At 49.7% G+C, this 15,761-nt stretch carries 15 protein-coding genes; 12 read left to right on the forward strand and 3 right to left on the reverse strand.

Annotated elements, in window-relative coordinates; genetic code table 11:
• The first annotated feature begins 8 nt into the window (after positions 1 to 8).
• From L6H70_RS00750 to mnhG, 11 genes are all read left to right on the forward strand, one after another.
• A complete protein-coding gene (locus L6H70_RS00750; protein WP_236328524.1) occupies positions 9 to 1,268 on the forward strand; it encodes a Ger(x)C family spore germination protein in 1,260 nt (419 codons plus the stop codon).
• The gene (locus L6H70_RS00755; protein WP_236328526.1) at positions 1,269 to 2,369 is read left to right on the forward strand and encodes a GerAB/ArcD/ProY family transporter; all 1,101 of its coding nucleotides are present in this window, start codon (positions 1,269 to 1,271) and stop codon (positions 2,367 to 2,369) included.
• Between the two features lie 87 nt (positions 2,370 to 2,456).
• Positions 2,457 to 3,728: an MFS transporter gene (locus L6H70_RS00760; RefSeq protein ID WP_236328528.1), complete on the forward strand. Its 1,272-nt coding sequence runs from the start codon at positions 2,457 to 2,459 to the stop codon at positions 3,726 to 3,728.
• Between the two features lie 70 nt (positions 3,729 to 3,798).
• A complete protein-coding gene (locus L6H70_RS00765; RefSeq protein WP_206104316.1) occupies positions 3,799 to 4,068 on the forward strand; it encodes a metal-sensitive transcriptional regulator in 270 nt (89 codons plus the stop codon).
• 317 nt (positions 4,069 to 4,385) lie between these two features.
• Positions 4,386 to 5,018, forward strand: a complete 633-nt coding sequence (locus L6H70_RS00770; RefSeq protein WP_236328536.1) for a universal stress protein — start codon at positions 4,386 to 4,388, stop codon at positions 5,016 to 5,018.
• 42 nt (positions 5,019 to 5,060) lie between these two features.
• Positions 5,061 to 7,925 carry a Na+/H+ antiporter subunit A gene (locus tag L6H70_RS00775; RefSeq protein WP_236328538.1) on the forward strand — a complete coding sequence of 955 codons (2,865 nt, stop codon included), beginning with the start codon at positions 5,061 to 5,063 and terminating at the stop codon, positions 7,923 to 7,925.
• Positions 7,913 to 8,245 (forward strand): Na(+)/H(+) antiporter subunit C, encoded by a 333-nt coding sequence (locus L6H70_RS00780; protein WP_236328540.1) that lies wholly within the window; start codon positions 7,913 to 7,915, stop codon positions 8,243 to 8,245. The genes L6H70_RS00775 and L6H70_RS00780 overlap by 13 nt, the downstream gene beginning before the upstream one ends.
• Entirely contained in the window at positions 8,242 to 9,720 is a 1,479-nt protein-coding gene (locus L6H70_RS00785) for a Na+/H+ antiporter subunit D (RefSeq protein WP_236328551.1), read from the forward strand. Before L6H70_RS00780 ends, L6H70_RS00785 begins: the two co-directional genes overlap by 4 nt.
• 5 nt (positions 9,721 to 9,725) lie before the next feature.
• On the forward strand, positions 9,726 to 10,202 hold the full coding sequence (locus L6H70_RS00790; RefSeq protein WP_236328559.1) for a Na+/H+ antiporter subunit E: 477 nt from the start codon (positions 9,726 to 9,728) through the stop codon (positions 10,200 to 10,202).
• Complete coding sequence (locus L6H70_RS00795; protein WP_236328561.1) at positions 10,202 to 10,495, forward strand: Na(+)/H(+) antiporter subunit F1; 294 nt, start codon at positions 10,202 to 10,204, stop codon at positions 10,493 to 10,495. Before L6H70_RS00790 ends, L6H70_RS00795 begins: the two co-directional genes overlap by 1 nt.
• Positions 10,485 to 10,847 (forward strand): monovalent cation/H(+) antiporter subunit G, encoded by a 363-nt coding sequence (mnhG, locus tag L6H70_RS00800; RefSeq protein WP_236328563.1) that lies wholly within the window; start codon positions 10,485 to 10,487, stop codon positions 10,845 to 10,847. The genes L6H70_RS00795 and mnhG overlap by 11 nt, the downstream gene beginning before the upstream one ends.
• 97 nt (positions 10,848 to 10,944) lie before the next feature.
• On the opposite strand, the gene L6H70_RS00805 is transcribed toward mnhG, so the two are convergent.
• Together L6H70_RS00805 and L6H70_RS00810 are read right to left on the reverse strand one after the other, a co-directional pair.
• Positions 10,945 to 11,802 carry a sugar phosphate isomerase/epimerase family protein gene (locus L6H70_RS00805; RefSeq protein WP_236328565.1) on the reverse strand — a complete coding sequence of 286 codons (858 nt, stop codon included), beginning with the start codon at positions 11,800 to 11,802 and terminating at the stop codon, positions 10,945 to 10,947.
• A 90-nt stretch (positions 11,803 to 11,892) separates the two neighbouring features.
• A complete protein-coding gene (locus L6H70_RS00810) occupies positions 11,893 to 12,450 on the reverse strand; it encodes a hypothetical protein (protein WP_236328567.1) in 558 nt (185 codons plus the stop codon).
• A 120-nt stretch (positions 12,451 to 12,570) separates the two neighbouring features.
• On the opposite strand from L6H70_RS00810, the gene L6H70_RS00815 reads away from it, so the two are divergent.
• Positions 12,571 to 13,158 carry a TetR/AcrR family transcriptional regulator gene (locus L6H70_RS00815; protein WP_236328575.1) on the forward strand — a complete coding sequence of 196 codons (588 nt, stop codon included), beginning with the start codon at positions 12,571 to 12,573 and terminating at the stop codon, positions 13,156 to 13,158.
• Positions 13,159 to 13,754: 596 nt separating this feature from the next.
• Here L6H70_RS00815 and L6H70_RS00820 read toward each other — a convergent pair.
• Positions 13,755 to 15,491, reverse strand: coding sequence for an SGNH/GDSL hydrolase family protein (locus L6H70_RS00820; protein ID WP_236328577.1), 1,737 nt, complete (start codon positions 15,489 to 15,491; stop codon positions 13,755 to 13,757).
• Positions 15,492 to 15,761 lie beyond the last annotated feature (270 nt).

Consider the following 15,761-nt stretch of genomic DNA (forward strand, 5'->3'; position numbering starts at 1 on the left):
AGGGGCGTATGTTCAAGAAAATAATAGTGTTATCCGTAGCCCTGTCGCTGGTTCTCACCGGATGTTGGGATCGGCAGGAATTGAATGACCAGGCGATTATTCTGGGCTGGGGGATGGATCTCTTAGAGGATGGCCGATATTTGGCGACAGCCAATCTGGTGCTTCCGCTTGCCTCCAAATCGGGAGGGCAGCAAGGCGGGGAACAGGGGGGCCGATCCGGCTTCATGACGGAGAGTGCTTACGGAAAAAACAACAGGGATGCCGAACAGAATATGCAAAGAAAGCTATCACGGGTGCTTTTTCCGGGGCATCGACGGAATATCTTTATCGGGGAGAAGCTTGCGGAGCAGGGGGTTTTTTCGATCCTGGATGAGTATGGCAGAAGCCCGATGGTACGCCCGAGGGCCAATATTTTTGTCGTCAGGAAGGGGACTGCCCAGGAGGCGATGAGCCTGGCTTATCAATTGGAGACCAATCCGGCGGTTGCCGTGCAGAAAATTCAGGAGAAGAGCGGGGCACCGATCAGCCGGTCACTGCTGGATTTTTTTATCTCGGCCAACGGGACCGGATGTGGAATAATGCCTGCGCTCACCATTTTGCCGCCCGAAGTGAAGATTGACAAAAAGAGCAAGAATGACAGCCCGCCGCAAACGACGCTCGGCTTATATGGGGCTGCTGTTTTTAACGGTCAGCTGAAGCTGGCAGGGTATTTGAAATATGATGAGTTCTGGGTAAGACTCTGGATTACGAACCTGCTGGCATTCCGGACTTTCACTACAATCATCAATGCTGTGGATGAGGATAAACCAGGCGGAGCCGCAGAGGATGCCCTCTCAGGAGCAAGCAGGGGCAAAACGGTGACTGTCAGTGTGGACACCTTCAAGAGCGATATTACACCTATATTCACCGGAGACCTGCCAAGGTTTCGAATCCTGCTGAAAGGCAAGGGATATATTGAAGAGAATAACTCCCCGCTGAATCTCTCCAAACCGGCAAATGTGAAGAAAGTGGAAGCCCGGATGAATCAATATCTTGAAAAGGAGATCCAAAAAGTCGTCACGAAAGTGCAGAAGGACTTCAAATGTGATATTTTTGGGCTCGGAGATACGATTCACCGCCGCCATCCTTACCGTTGGAAGAAGCTTTCTGCTGACTGGAATACGATCTTTCCGGACCTTGATCTGGACATCACTGTTAAGCTTGATCTCACTGGTACCGGGCTTACAGGGGAATCGCTGCTGCCAACGAGGGAAGGCGGTGATAAGTAGATGAAGATCAACAACCGCCAGCTGTTCTGGATGATCATGATGCTGGAGATCGGGATTAACCTGCTGATCACGATGACGGCGACGATCCAGAGTGCCAAACAAGATTCCTGGATCTCTTATATTCTGGCTGGAGTAATGGGGCTAATCATTACTTATGTTGCCGCCAGGCTGAGCTCGCGGTATCCCCGGCAGACCTTGATAGAGTATAGTGTAGTTATTCTTGGAAAATGGGCCGGCAAGCTGATTGTCATCCCGTTTTTCCTCCAGTGGTTCTGGGTGATGGGCCTGATTCTGCGTGATGAGTTCTTGTTCATCCGGTTGAGTGTCCTCTATAAGACACCTGCCTGGGTAATCATCGGAACGATGATTGGAGTGGTGTTCTATACAATGTACCATGGCGGGATTGAAGCGATCGGCAGGGTCAGTGAGCTGTGGGGTCCTATCCTGATGGTTATTCTTGTACTCACCTTTGGCCTAACCGCCAATAATCTCAACTGGCCGATGCTCCTGCCCGTGTATGCAGATACCGGACTCTGGTCTATTGTGGAAGGAGCGCTTGCACCGGTATCACTGCTGGGCGAAGCCGTCCTGCTCATGATGCTGTTCCCCTTCGTGGAGCATCCTGGCAAAGAAACACGAAAGGCGCTGCTCCTGGCGTTAGCCTTCTCAACGATACTGCTGCTGTTTGGCGTTCTATGGGTCATCATGACCTTCGGTCCGGAAGTAAGCGGACGGCTGCAATTTCCTTTTTTTGAGATGGTTAAGCTGGTCTATCTGATGGAGTTTATTCAGAACATGGATATTTTTGTGATGGCTGTCTGGCTGGTTTCCATCTTCGTCAAGTTATCCATCTATATGTTCATTACCAGCTACGGGTTTGCACAGTGGACCGGAAAGACCCGCAGCTGGAAAAAAATTATCTGGGGCGTAGCTCCGGTAACGTTCATTCTCACTATGCTGGTTATTACTTTAAATCCTCCTTCCGGACTGCTGTTGAAAAGTGTCTGGATCCGCTATGTGCTTCCGGTGAATATGGTTGCGATCCCGTTATTTCTGTTGGCAGTATCTTCTATAAAGGCAAAAGTGAAACATCAGAAATAAATCACCTATGATTTAACATCCTTTTAACATGTTTCATATGTTCACGTGATATAACTGAAACAGTTGGTTAAAAGAGGAGAAGATTAGATGAAGCTGAGCAAAGAGGAGAAATCATGGATTCTGTATGACTGCGGGAATTCAGCGTACTCGATGGCAGTAACTACGGCGCTGCTGCCGATTGTATTTGGCATGTTCACGAATGTCGACAGCAGTATGGATTTGGGCTACTTTAATTCCATTGCCAGCATCTTAGTAGCGATTCTCAGCCCGATCTTAGGGACGATAGCGGATTATAAGGACCGGAAGAAGCGCTTCTTTATTTTTTTCGCTGCGGTCGGCGTGCTGGCTACGGCTTCACTGGCCTTTATTTCACCGGATAGCGGGCAATGGCAGCTGCTGATTGCTTTTTACATTCTGTCAGCGATCGGGTTTGCCGGGTCCAATATCTTCTATGACTCCTTCCTGGTGGATATCACAAGTGATGAACAGATGGATAAGGTATCCACAAGAGGATTCGCGTTCGGATATATCTTCAGTGTCATTCCGTTCGGAATCAGCCTGCTGCTGATTTTTGTGATGGGGATGGACAAAGCCATTGGTTACCAGATCGGGTTCATCATTACGGCGCTCTGGTGGGGGCTGCTCACAGTACCTATGATCAGAGACGTGAAGCAGAGATATTATATTGAGCCTGAACCTAAGCCGATTGCGAACAGCTTCAAAAGGCTGGCTGTCACTTTTATGAATATCCGCCAGCACAAAATCGTATTTGTGTTTCTGCTCGCCTATTTCTTTTACATTGACGGGGTGGATACCATCATTAAGATGGTGGTGCCGTATGCCACTTCCGTGCTGGGCACGGACGCGATGGATACCTTTACACTGCTGGGGATTCTGCTTATTATCCAGATTATTGCTTTTCCATGCGCGATCCTCTATGGCAACCTGGCTAAAACCTTCTCTGCCCGGAAGATGATCATTGCCGGGATTTTCACCTATATCATCTCCTGTATCGCGGCGTTCTTCATCACCTCTGTGTGGCATGTTTTTATTCTCGGTGCGCTGATCGGATCGGCCCAAGGCGGAATTCAGGCACTCAGCCGGTCGTATTTCGCCAAGATTATTCCCAAGGAGAACTCCAATGAATTCTTCGGGTTTTATAATATCTTTGGCAAGTTTGCGGCCATTCTCGGCCCTGCGCTGATGTCACTGACTACGACGCTTACGGGCGAAGCCAGCTATAGCATTTTAGCGATTATCCCGCTGTTTCTGATAGGCTTCTTCATCTTTATCACTTTACCTAAGGGGAACGGCTATCGGATCGATGACTCTATACGCACAAAAAGTCAGGACATTTAGCGTGTACAATCCCCTCTTTTGATCTATACTTTACCTATACAGGTATAGTAACGAAGAGGAGATGAACAATATGGAATACAGTTATCCCGATGAGATCAAAACACGCTTACGGAGAATTGAAGGACAGATTCGCGGCGTGCTGCGGTTAATGGATGAAGGAAAGTCCTGCAAAGAGGTAGTTGCGCAGCTGTCTGCTGTCCGGAACGCCTCCGACAGAGCGCTAGCTCAAATCGTTGCGGAGAATCTCCAGCATTGTATTCTGGAAGAACAGGCTAACGGTAACTATGATCCCGGTAAAATGGTCAAAGAGGCCGTGGAGCTGCTTGTTAAAAGCAGATAATAACGAAGGCTCCACCCGTTAGGGTTAGACGCTATGGCCAATAGAAGAGAACACTAGTTAAATATCAGGATAGAAGCCAGATCACTTTGTTAGTGATTTGGCTTTTTTGTTTTCTGAATGGGAGAATTTGAATGCTTCATTAGGGGAATAATTACTTCAGTCACAATCCAGGCATTCACCCGGTAAGCTTTACATTCTCCTTTGGTGACGATATAATTATTTTAATTGTATACGGAGTGAAAAGGAGGAGCCTGCCAACAGCGGGCTCTTTTTGTGTATTTTTAATGGAAAAAATTTACTGACACGGAGGCTTTGGGATGGAAATGAACAATGAGAGCATCATGGTGTGTGTGCATTATGGTCCTCACGGGCAGCGGTTGATTCAAAGAGGGAGCCAGTTGGCCAGACTGCTGCATGCCCCTTTGACTGTACTTACTGTAGATTCAGCCGGTGACAATGAGTATAACCGGGAGAAACAGCAATACCTTTCCGGTTGGGAGAATCAGACGAAAGAAGCCGGCGGACAATTTTTAAACCGCAAATGTAATGGTAAAAAAACCGTTGACGTCATTGTGGAAACCGCCAGGGAAAAGAATATCACCCAGATTGTGATCGGGCAATCGAGTCAAACCCTCTGGCAGGAGATTACCCGCGGTAGCTTCATCAATGATTTGATGGAACAGCTTGGCCCCACCGATCTGCACATTGTGGCCGTTCAGCGGTATCCCGAGCTGCTGGAGCAGACGCATGAGCAGGGGTTTACTGCTTATTTGGTCAAAGATGGCGGCCGTTACGTCCTCACGGAGGAAGCTGCCGGAAGCGAACCGGTGAAGGGTGTGTTTTTCCGTGAGCTCGACACCGATTTTAATACCGGTCTGTTTAAAATCGTTAAAAACGGTGAGGCGCAATACTTGAGAATTGTACAGAATGAATGGGTTAAGCCGCGCTAAGGGGATATTACTCAAAATTTATCAAAAGGGGGGTGCTGACCCATGCTGCATGTCATTATCTTACTTCCATTTTTGCTGGGTGTGCTGATGCTGATGATTAGACAAAACCTGCGCTTTCACATGGGCTGGATGGTCCTGCCTCTGCCTGCGGCTCTGTTCCTTTATTTCCTTACAAGGATTCCATTGATCCGGGCGGGTGACAATATCCTGGACAGCTTCACCTGGATGCCATCCCTTGGGATCGATATCACATTGATTCTTGACGGGCTAAGCCTGATCTTTGTCCTGCTGATCACCGGGATAGGGGCACTAGTCGTGCTCTATTCGATTTATTATCTTCAAAAGCACACGGATGGGATCCGCCAGTTTTACATTTATCTGTTAATGTTCATGGGAGCGATGCTGGGGGTTGTCCTGTCGGATAATCTGATGGTGCTGTACGGGTTCTGGGAGCTAACCAGTATATCGTCATTCCTGCTCATCGCTTTCTGGCACCGCCGGGAAAGATCCCGTTATGGCGCGATGAAATCCATGCTCATAACGGTATTCGGCGGTCTGGCGATGTTTGCCGGATTTAATCTGCTCTATGTAATGACCGGTACCTATAGTATCCGCGAGATTGTTGCGCAGGCTGGAACCTTAACGGCTAACGCCATGTTTGTCCCGGCCATGCTGCTCATTCTGCTGGGTGCCTTTACGAAGTCCGCCCAATTTCCGTTTCACATCTGGCTGCCCGATGCGATGGAAGCACCGACGCCGGTCAGTGCCTATCTTCATTCGGCTACGATGGTTAAAGCAGGGATCTATCTGGTAGCGCGTCTCACACCGCTGTTTGCCGGGCAATCGGAGTGGTTCTGGCTGGTTTCCCTGACGGGGTTGTTTACTCTGATCTACGGCTCGTTTCAAGCCATCAGGCAAACCGATCTCAAAGCTTTGCTCGCATACTCGACTATCAGCCAACTGGGCTTGATCATGTCTCTGCTGGGGCTTGGCTCGGCGGCAGCCTTCTTTGCCGGTACAGAGGAAGCGGTCTTTTATTCGATGGCTACCTCGGCAGCCCTATTTCATCTCATCAATCATGCCGTCTTTAAAGGCAGTTTGTTTATGGTGGTGGGTATTATTGACCATGAGACCGGTACCCGCGATCTCCGTAAGCTTGGAGGATTGATGTCGCTCATGCCGGTCACCTTTTCAGTGGCAGTGATCGGAGCGTTCTCCATGGCTGGATTGCCGCCGTTCAGCGGATTCCTTAGCAAAGAAATGTTCTTTACCTCCGTATTGAATATCCGTGAGTTTGATCTCCTGAGCTCAGGGTTCTGGATGCAGTTCTTTCCGGTGATTGCCTGGCTTGCCAGTGTATTCACCTTTGTATACAGCATGATTCTCGTCTTTAAGACCTTTGGCGGCAAGCTTCAGGAAGCCAAGCTGGATAAGGCTCCGCATGAAGCGCCGCTCGGCCTTTTACTGTCTCCGGTGATGCTAATATCACTTGCTGTTGTGTTTGCCTTCTTCCCTGATCTGGTCTCCGTTCCGCTGATTGAACCGGCAATGGCTTCCATTCACAACGGTCTGCTGGCACCAGGGACAAACTTCGGGGTTTCCATCCATTTCTGGCATGGCTGGACTCCGGAGATATTCATGACACTAGGCGTTATAGCTGCAGGTACGCTCCTGTTCAAAGGTTACAGCCGGCTGCGGGTACTGGATCGTGAAGCAAGCGGACGCAATCCGCTTAACCGCATGTATGACGGATCGCTCCAGCTGCTGGAAAAGGGTTCGAGACGCTTGACCGATGCCTATATGACAGGCTCCAACCGTCATTACCTGTTGTACATTTTCAGCTTTTTGATTATCGCGCTGCTTGCTGTTCTGGTGAGGGAACCCGGTATAAGCCTTGGGATGGAGCACTATGCCCCATTGTCCTTCTATGAAGCTGTTGTTGTAGCCATCATGCTGCTGGCAGCCTTTGCCGTACCTTTTGCCAAATCACGGGTCAACGCGATCCTGTTCACCGGGGCTGTCGGCTACATGGTGACGCTGCTATTTGTCCTTTTCCGGGCGCCCGATCTTGCGCTTACACAAATGATTATCGAGACCGTTTCGGTCATTCTGTTCCTGCTCTGTTTCCGGTATCTGCCGAAGCTGAAGAAACAGAAGGAGCCGCTGCGCTTTAAGCTGCCCAATCTGATTATCGCGCTGGGTGTTGGCATTACAGTGACATTGATCGCACTGGCAGCTATGGGCAGCAGTCCCTTTAAACCCATCTCCGAGTTTTTCTTAAAAGAAAGCTACAGCCAGGCCGGAGGGAAGAACGTTGTCAACGTCATCCTGGTGGATTTCCGCGGCTTTGATACCTTGTTTGAAATTATGGTGCTGGGCATCGCCTCACTGGCTATCTACGGGCTGATCCATTTAAGAATGGAAGCAGATCTACCGCAACGGCAGCGGGACAAAGTCGGTTCAGCTTTGACTCTGCGGAGCAATGACGTGATCCTGCAGACCATGTCCAAGGGGATCGTCCTTATTATTCTGATCTTCTCCCTGTATCTGTTTTTTGCCGGACATCATCATCCGGGGGGAGGTTTTATCGGGGCATTGATGGCCTCTGCCGCACTTGTTCTAATGGCGATTGCCTTCGGTATGGATTGGGTCCGCAAGGCTCTTCCTGTAAATTACCGGCTGCTGACGGCAGTAGGGCTCATGGTTGCCATTCTTACCGCGTCAGGATCTTTTGTTTTTGGAGCCCCTTTTTTAAGCCATGCTTTCGGTCATTTTCATCTGCCTGTCCTTGGGGATGTAGAGCTGGCGACTGCTGTGTTGTTTGATCTGGGTGTGTATTTGGCTGTCGTGGGTGTCACGATGAACATCATCTTATCGATTGGAGGGGATAAACAATGGAACTCGTAATGGCTGTAGCGGTGGGGATTCTATTTACTATAGGCGTCTATCTGATCCTGTCCAAAAGCCTGCTGCGCATTGTACTGGGAACCTCCCTGCTGACACATGGTGTGCATTTGCTGCTGATGACGATGGCCGGACTCAAAAAAGGCTCAGCGCCGGTACTGGGCTCAGCAGATACTTATGTTGATCCGCTGCCGCAAGCGCTGATTCTCACCTCTATCGTAATCAGCTTTGGGGTCACTGCCTTCTACTTCGTACTCGCATACCGTTCTTACCAGGCTCTGGGGACCGATGAAATCGACAGCATCAAGGAGGACAAAGAATGAGCAATTTACTGGTGCTGCCGATTCTGATTCCTCTATGTACAGCTGTTATTCTGATTTTCTTCAAAGAAAAGACAAGGCTCCAGCGCGGTATTAGTGCAGTCAGCGGAGTGCTGAATATCCTAATTGCGTTGCTTTTGGTGGCACGTGTTCACGCTGAGGGCATTCAAACCTTGCAGATGGGGGGCTGGGCTCCTCCCTACGGCATTGTCTTTGTAGGTGATATGTTTGCTGTGTTACTGGTAACGATGGCCTCGGTCGTCAGCTATGCGATTTTGCTCTATTCCTTTCACAGTATAGGAGAGAAGCGGGAGCGGTTCTATTACTACACGTTCTTTCAATTTTTGCTGGTCGGGGTATACGGGTCCTTCCTTACCGGTGATATATTCAATTTGTTTGTTTTCTTTGAAGTGATGCTGATTTCTTCTTATGCTCTGATTTCAATTGGAGGCACAAGGCTCCAGCTGCGGGAAACGTCAAAATATCTGCTTATCAACATCGTATCCTCGACACTGTTTGTTGCTGCGGTTGCTTATCTCTACGCGGCGGTTGGAACGCTTAATATGGCGCATCTGTCCCAGCGTATTTCGGAAGCAGGGCAGGGCGGCGTGCTGAATGTGATTGCGGTTTTGTTTTTAATTGTATTTTCCTTGAAGGCCGGGCTGTTCCTGTTCTTCTGGCTGCCGGGATCGTACAGTGCACCTCCCGCAGCGGTCAGAGCATTGTTTGGCGCCCTGCTGACAAAAGTCGGGTTATATGCAATTATCCGCACGTTCACCCTGCTGTTTGTAAACGATCCGGGGTTCACCCAAAGCTGGATTGCCTGGATGGCGGCAGTAACGATGATTTTAGGCGGCTTGGGGGCAGTGGCTTACAAGGATATCCCCCGGATTCTGAACTACAACGTCATTATCAGCGTAGGGTTTGTGGCCTTTGGGCTTGCTGCGGGAACCAGGGATGCACTTGACGGAACAGTCTTCTATCTGCTGCACGATATGCTGGCGAAGGGACTTATGTTTATTCTGGGCGGAATTATTATCTCTGCTGCGGGAACTGACCGGTTGAACAGCATGGGGGGCATGATCAAAAAGTATCCCGTCATCGGCTGGATGTTCTTCATCCTTACGCTTGCCCTGGTGGGCATACCGCCGCTCAGCGGTTTTGCCGGCAAGGTGCTGATCATCCGCGGAGCTTTAGATACGGGCATGCTGACCTTGTCGCTCATTGGTCTTGGATCAAGCTTCCTGGTGCTGTATTCCTTGATTAAGGTGTTCAGACAGGCCTTCTGGGGAAATGAACCAGAGAATGAACAGCCTAAAGTGAGCCTGAAATGGCCTTCGGCTGTAGCTGGCGGACTACTAGTCCTCGTAATTGCTATGGGGATCGGAGCAGAGTTCGTATTGACCTATGTATCGCAGGCTGGAGAAGTTTTGGCCTCCCCCGTGCAATACATTGAAGCTGTAATGAAGAAGGAGTAGAGGAGATGGCCATACAAATCCTGTTTAACCTGTTGATAGCCTTTCTGTGGATGCTGCTGAATACCAATAGCTCGGGTTCCAGCTTCATCGTGGGCTATGTGCTCGGTATAGCTATTTTGCTGATCCTGCGAAAATCCTGGACCCGGCCGTTCTATCTGAGACGCTTATGGGCTATGCTGAAGCTCCTGCTGATCTTTATCCGTGAGCTGGTTATCTCAAACTTTGTAGTGATCGGTCACATTATTCGTCCAAAACTGGCTATACGTCCGGGTATATTTGCTTATGAAACTGCATTAACTTCAGCCTGGGAAGTCACCTTATTATCCTGCCTGATCTGTCTGACTCCGGGAACGCTGACGTTAGATGTTTCAGGTGATGGCAAGACCCTGTATATTCATGCTATTGATATTGCTGATGCAGAGGAGCTGGCTGCGCAGATTAGAGGTACTTTCGAGCAGTCGATTATGGAGGTGACCCGCTGATGATCTCAGCCCTGTTAACTGCATCATTGGTGATTCTGGCTCTGGCAATGCTGGCTTGCCTGTACCGGCTCCTGAAAGGGCCGACCCGTTCCGACAGGGTTGCCGCACTCGATACGATCGGCATTCATGTGCTGGCCATCATAGCAGTGGTCTCTATGCAGCTGAACACACAGGATTTCCTGGAAATCATTCTAGTGATCGGTATTCTAACATTTATAGGAACGACAGCGCTGGCCAGATATATTGAACGGGGCGTTGTGGTCGAAGAAGGAGGTGACACCCATGACAGGTGAGCTGATTAGTTCGATTCTGGTATTGGTAGGAGCCATTTTCTGCGCTCTGAGTGCCTTCGGCTTAGTCCGCCTGCCCGATGTCTATCTGCGTTCGCATGCTGCAACCAAAAGTGCAACGCTTGGGGTGCTTTGTGTGCTGGGCGGGGGATTTGTGTACTTTTGGGTGGTGGATGGAACGGTCAGCTTCAAGCTGCTGCTCGCCATCGTGTTTGTATTCATCACTTCACCGGTGGCAGGTCATTTGAACGGCCGGTCCGCCTACCGCTCAGGAATACCCTTATGGGAAGGCAGTGTTCAGGATGACCTAAAACACCCGGTGGAAGAGGGTAAGGAAATACCCGTGGAAAAATAGGTATCGCAGTATTATGGAGGCATACTCCATGGAATAATGAGGGTAGAGGGATTGGCTTGCAGCCTGAATCAAGCCAATCATCCTCAGGGAAGGTCCATTAGTTGCTTTTTCCCAAAACCTCAGTTCGGAGCCCAAGCAGCCATTCGGCAGATTGCTTCATATACGCCAGCTGATCCACTGCACCAAAGTGTTCGATGGCGAAAGTGTCATCATAGCCGCTTTTCAGCAAATCCGTTACGATCTCCTTCATCGGGATACAGCCGCTGCCTACAGGGATTGCATACATGGCCTGGCCGTCTGTGGTCAGTTTAGGCGTTTCTCCGGCATGCACCTCAAACGTGCGGTCTTTGCAATGGACATATCCGATATACGGCTTGCATGCGGTATATGCCTCCATGACGTCTTCCCCGCTGTACAAAAAATTCCCGGTGTCGAAGGTGCAGGAGAGTTCTGCTATTTCCTGAACAAAAGACAGCAGCTGCGCGGTAGTTGCAAACGGGGCCTCTAAGGCATCAAAATCCTCCATACCCACCGCGATTCCCAGTGGTTTCGCATAAGCACACATTCTGGTTACAGCGGCTTTCATGGATTGCACACATTCCTGATATTCAATTGAAGCGGAACCCATCTCTTGTTCGTTTAAAAAGCCCGGGATCACCAGCACCCGTGAAGCGCCGGCTCTATGAGCCATAGAGAGGAAAGAGTGGATCTGCCGGTCTTTCACTTCCTCACTATCTTCATGGCCGAAATCGAAGAAACCGTACATACAGCTTACCTGCAGGCCTGCTTTGTCCAGCAGCTCTTTGATCATTGCTTCCTCAGGCGCGTAGCAGTCGGCATCCATCTCCACTGCATCGATCCCGTAGCTTTTTACCAGATTGCAGATTTCTTCCAGGCTCCGGTTATTCTGTCTTGCAGCTTCCTGGATATGATCGTAAAAAACAGATAATTTCATCGTTGGTTGCTCCTTATAGGACACTTTGGTGAGATATATTCATGACTTATAGTAACGCTATTTAAGCGTTATTACTACAAATCACTTGTACTATAAATCCCGGGTGACCGGGTTTTTTGCTTTTCGCGGCCAGAGAAAATATGAACCTGAGATGAGCAGATCAATGGCGACCACTACTGACCATATCGTGATGATGTTTTGCAGCGCCTCCGTTCGGGCAGGATCGTTAATCCAGGTGATCAGACCATACAGTATTCCGGCTCCAAGCAGATAAGCGAGCACATGCTTTAGCCAGCTTTTGAAATAATGAACGGCATGTTCCATCCCATAACGCTTGAGCGGCAACGGCCCCTGCTTAGTGACATAATACCGGAAGCGTTCGTCGGCCCAGCTGATCATGCTTTTACCAAAGACAATGGACACTGAAATATAGATGGCTGCGAGCGCATGCGCTGTGGTGGCGGACGCGCCCTTTGCCAGATCCGTGCCTGCAATCACCAGCAGAATGAGGTCCAGCACCGGAGTCATAGCAAGGAACAAGAGCCCCAGCTTCTTGCGTTTGAAGATGTAACGAGCCGTAAGTCCGGCGATAATGACCACCCAGAACAGAATTTCACAAGTGACAATTGCCCACGCTACCAGATTCATAATCCACCCCTGTAATCGAATAATGTGTGTTAGATAAGTGAAATTATAGCAGCCGGATTTATATAATACAACTGTATTATAAAATTGCACGCAGTGTTTCTCCTGTGATACAATACGGCTATGCCAAAAATTGTCGATCATTCAGAGCGGAAATCGCATATTGCAGAGGCGACCTGGCGCGTCATTATGAATCAGGGGATGAAAGGAGCCACTGTACGTAACATTGCGCAGGAAGCAGGCGTGTCTCTGGGAGCTTTACGCCATTATTTCACTACGCAGCAGGAGCTGCTTGCGTTTGCCATGAATCTGGTGAAGGAACGGGCCAACGCCAGAATCGAAGCCGTAGTCAGTCTCGGCCTGCCGCCAAAAGAGCTGGTCACCAGGGCACTGATGGAGATGATTCCTTTAGACGAGAGTACCATGGCGGAGATGGAAGTATGGTTCGCGTTTATCTTTCATGTTAGGAATACGGAAGGGGAGCATAGCGGGCTGAACGACGGGGTCTACCCGGGTATATGCCATCTCGTTGACCATCTGGACGAGCAGGGCTTGTTGAGACAGGGGCTGGATAAGGACAACGAAGCGGAGCGGCTGTATGCCCTGGTCGACGGTCTGGCCCTACATGCCATGCTGGAGCCTGGGCGGATAGACAAACAGCGGATCATCCGCGTACTGAACAGCCATATGGACTCCATCTGCAGGGAATAGAGCGGAAGAGGGATTAGGGCCGGAGACCGAAATCAAAGGGAAAAATCCCTTTGATTCCGCCGCCAACGGGCTAAACGGGAAATCAAAGGTAAAAGTACCTCTGATTCCGCCGCCAACGGGCTAAACGGGTAAATCAAAGGTAAAAGTACCTCTGATTCCGCCGCCAACGGGCTAAACGGGTAAATCAAAGGTAAAAGTACCTCTGATTCCGCCGCCAACGGGCTAAACGGGCGAAATCAAAGGTAGAAGTACCTCTGATTCCGCCGCCAACGGGCTAAACGGGTAAATCAAAGGTAAAAGTACCTCTCCAACGCCAACGGGCTAAACGGGGAAATCAAAGGTAGAAGTACCTCTGATTCCGCCACCAATGGGCTAAATGGGGAAATCAAAGGTATAAATACCCTAGACTGCACACTAGTAGCTATTGAGAGCAAGGGTGCCCTCCAGCCATAATACGGCAGAGAGGACACCCTTTTATTAGTTAGCAATAATGGAAATTGGTCTGAACAAACGATGTGTCACTAGCATTCCGAAGCGGGATATATTTATTTTCTCATACAGCAGCTCACATAATGGACAATAACTTCTACACTCCCTTAGCAATACCCAAACCCCAGTATCGTAAAGCACTTGTCCTCATCCCCAGGGGCCATTGAGATTTCGATAGTATGCTCCACGCTGCTCTCATTCTGATAAAGGATGACCGGATTGCAGTGTGTCCAGCTGTTCTCGTGCGGGTCCGCGGTGATCACCAGATCGCCGTCCACGTAAATATTTGCCTTACCGAAGTCGGGGCTGCCGGAATCCTTGAAGATCAGGACCAGGATTCTGCTTGTGATCGTCAGCTTGAAGCCCGCAGAACCTGACGAAGCCGAATGCATCCAGTTATGCGGAAATTCCGCTGTACCGTAAGGGTTAGCATCCATTTCTACCATCTGCAGCTCGGTATCCAGCTCCGTGAAACCGCCTATGTCAATCTTCGCAGCTTCCATTGGGGTGATCCGGTCCAGCAGTCGGATGCCCGTGTAATCATTCCCGATCACCGGAGGCTGATCCAGACTAATATCACTGCTATCCATTTCAGCCTTACTGGTTTCGGAGAACAGATAAGTTAGGCAATCCGCCATGACCCGGTGGCCGTCATTGGTAGGATGATAGATATCATAGAAAAATTGCCGTTTCGAGATGATGTTCCCCTCCGCCTTGGTTAGCTGGAATTGCTCTGATACGGCGTCCTTTACACTGACCATCGGAAGATTATAGCGCAGTCCGACAGGGGAGAGCCGTTCCTGCAGGTTCCAGTCATTCACAAACACGCTGAACAGCAGAATAACAGCCGGCTGGTTGTCAGCGGACAGGATTTTCAGGCATAGGCTTTCGTAGCAATTCCCCTTCGTTTCATCGCCTTCGTCGTTTACGGCAAATTCCACGATTACTATGTCCGGCACCACGGAGCCCTCCCGGAGAATGTCCCGGTCATAACGGATAACGCCTAGCTCGGACGGGGTGCCGCCTACTCCGGCTTTTACAAAATGGATATTCTCTCCGCCGTCCTTACCGAACTGCTCCTTAAAGCCCAAATAGGATTGATAGGCATAACATTCCGTATGTATCGGCTTGGCTCCCGCGCCTTGCGTAATCGAACCTCCGATATAGGCAATCGTAACCTCCTCACCCCGTACCGCTTTGTTTATAGCAGACTTCAATCTTCGATTATTCCCTGAATGCATCAAGGACTTCGCGATCATCTCCAGGTATTCGTCTGAGCCGAAATGGACCGGTGCTTCAGCCGTCAGTTCTGGCGCAGCATATCCGTCATTCAGATAAAAGATTATACTCGCCGTAGCCAGCTCGCCCGGATGATTGAATTCAAAAGCAAACTTGCCGGGAGCCTCATCATCTGCGGACCATTCGAAGTCCTCCAGTCTTAGAATGACCTCCGTTCCATCGCCGGGGCAGGGAATCCGCAGACTGCTGCCGGTTACATACTTATTCGTCTTCCCCCAATTCTGCAGCAGAAAGGAGACCTCCGACTGCTTGTTCTTCACTTTTACAGCCACACCGATACTGTGCACCAGCTTGCGGAAACCGCTCCAGCTTCTCAGAAGCTCAAGCATATGCTCATCCGTTACGCCGCCAATATACCTGGCCTTGTCCGTCAGATAGCTCCCTTCCAGATAAATCTCCTGTGAGGGTTTGCCTTCGGCCCGCGCCGTTGCTTCCACGTCTGTCTCGAACAGCACGTAGAACCCGTTTCTCCGCTCAGCGGGATCCTTAGGGGCTTTGGGGCCAGCGGCTGTATCACCTGTTATGGTGCTGTAATTGTCCTCCATCGTTCAAATCATCCTCATTCGTTTATATTTTTGAAGGCGCTTTCCAATCGTCCGAAGTGAATAAGTGAATATTCCATTATTAATCTGCTGACCGCGCCTCACAATGTCTACACTGTACCAGAAACACTCCGGGACTGGAATCCTTAATCGTTCATTTCAGCCCCAGGATCACAATTTCCCTCTGTTTATTACAAAAAGTATCTAATTTCCACATGGTCGCTGAAACCGCTTTACTTATATAATGTGCCTGAGTCTAGTCTTTGAAAAAAG

Source organism: Paenibacillus auburnensis (assembly GCF_927798115.1).
Taxonomy (GTDB): domain Bacteria; phylum Bacillota; class Bacilli; order Paenibacillales; family Paenibacillaceae; genus Paenibacillus_AQ; species Paenibacillus_AQ auburnensis.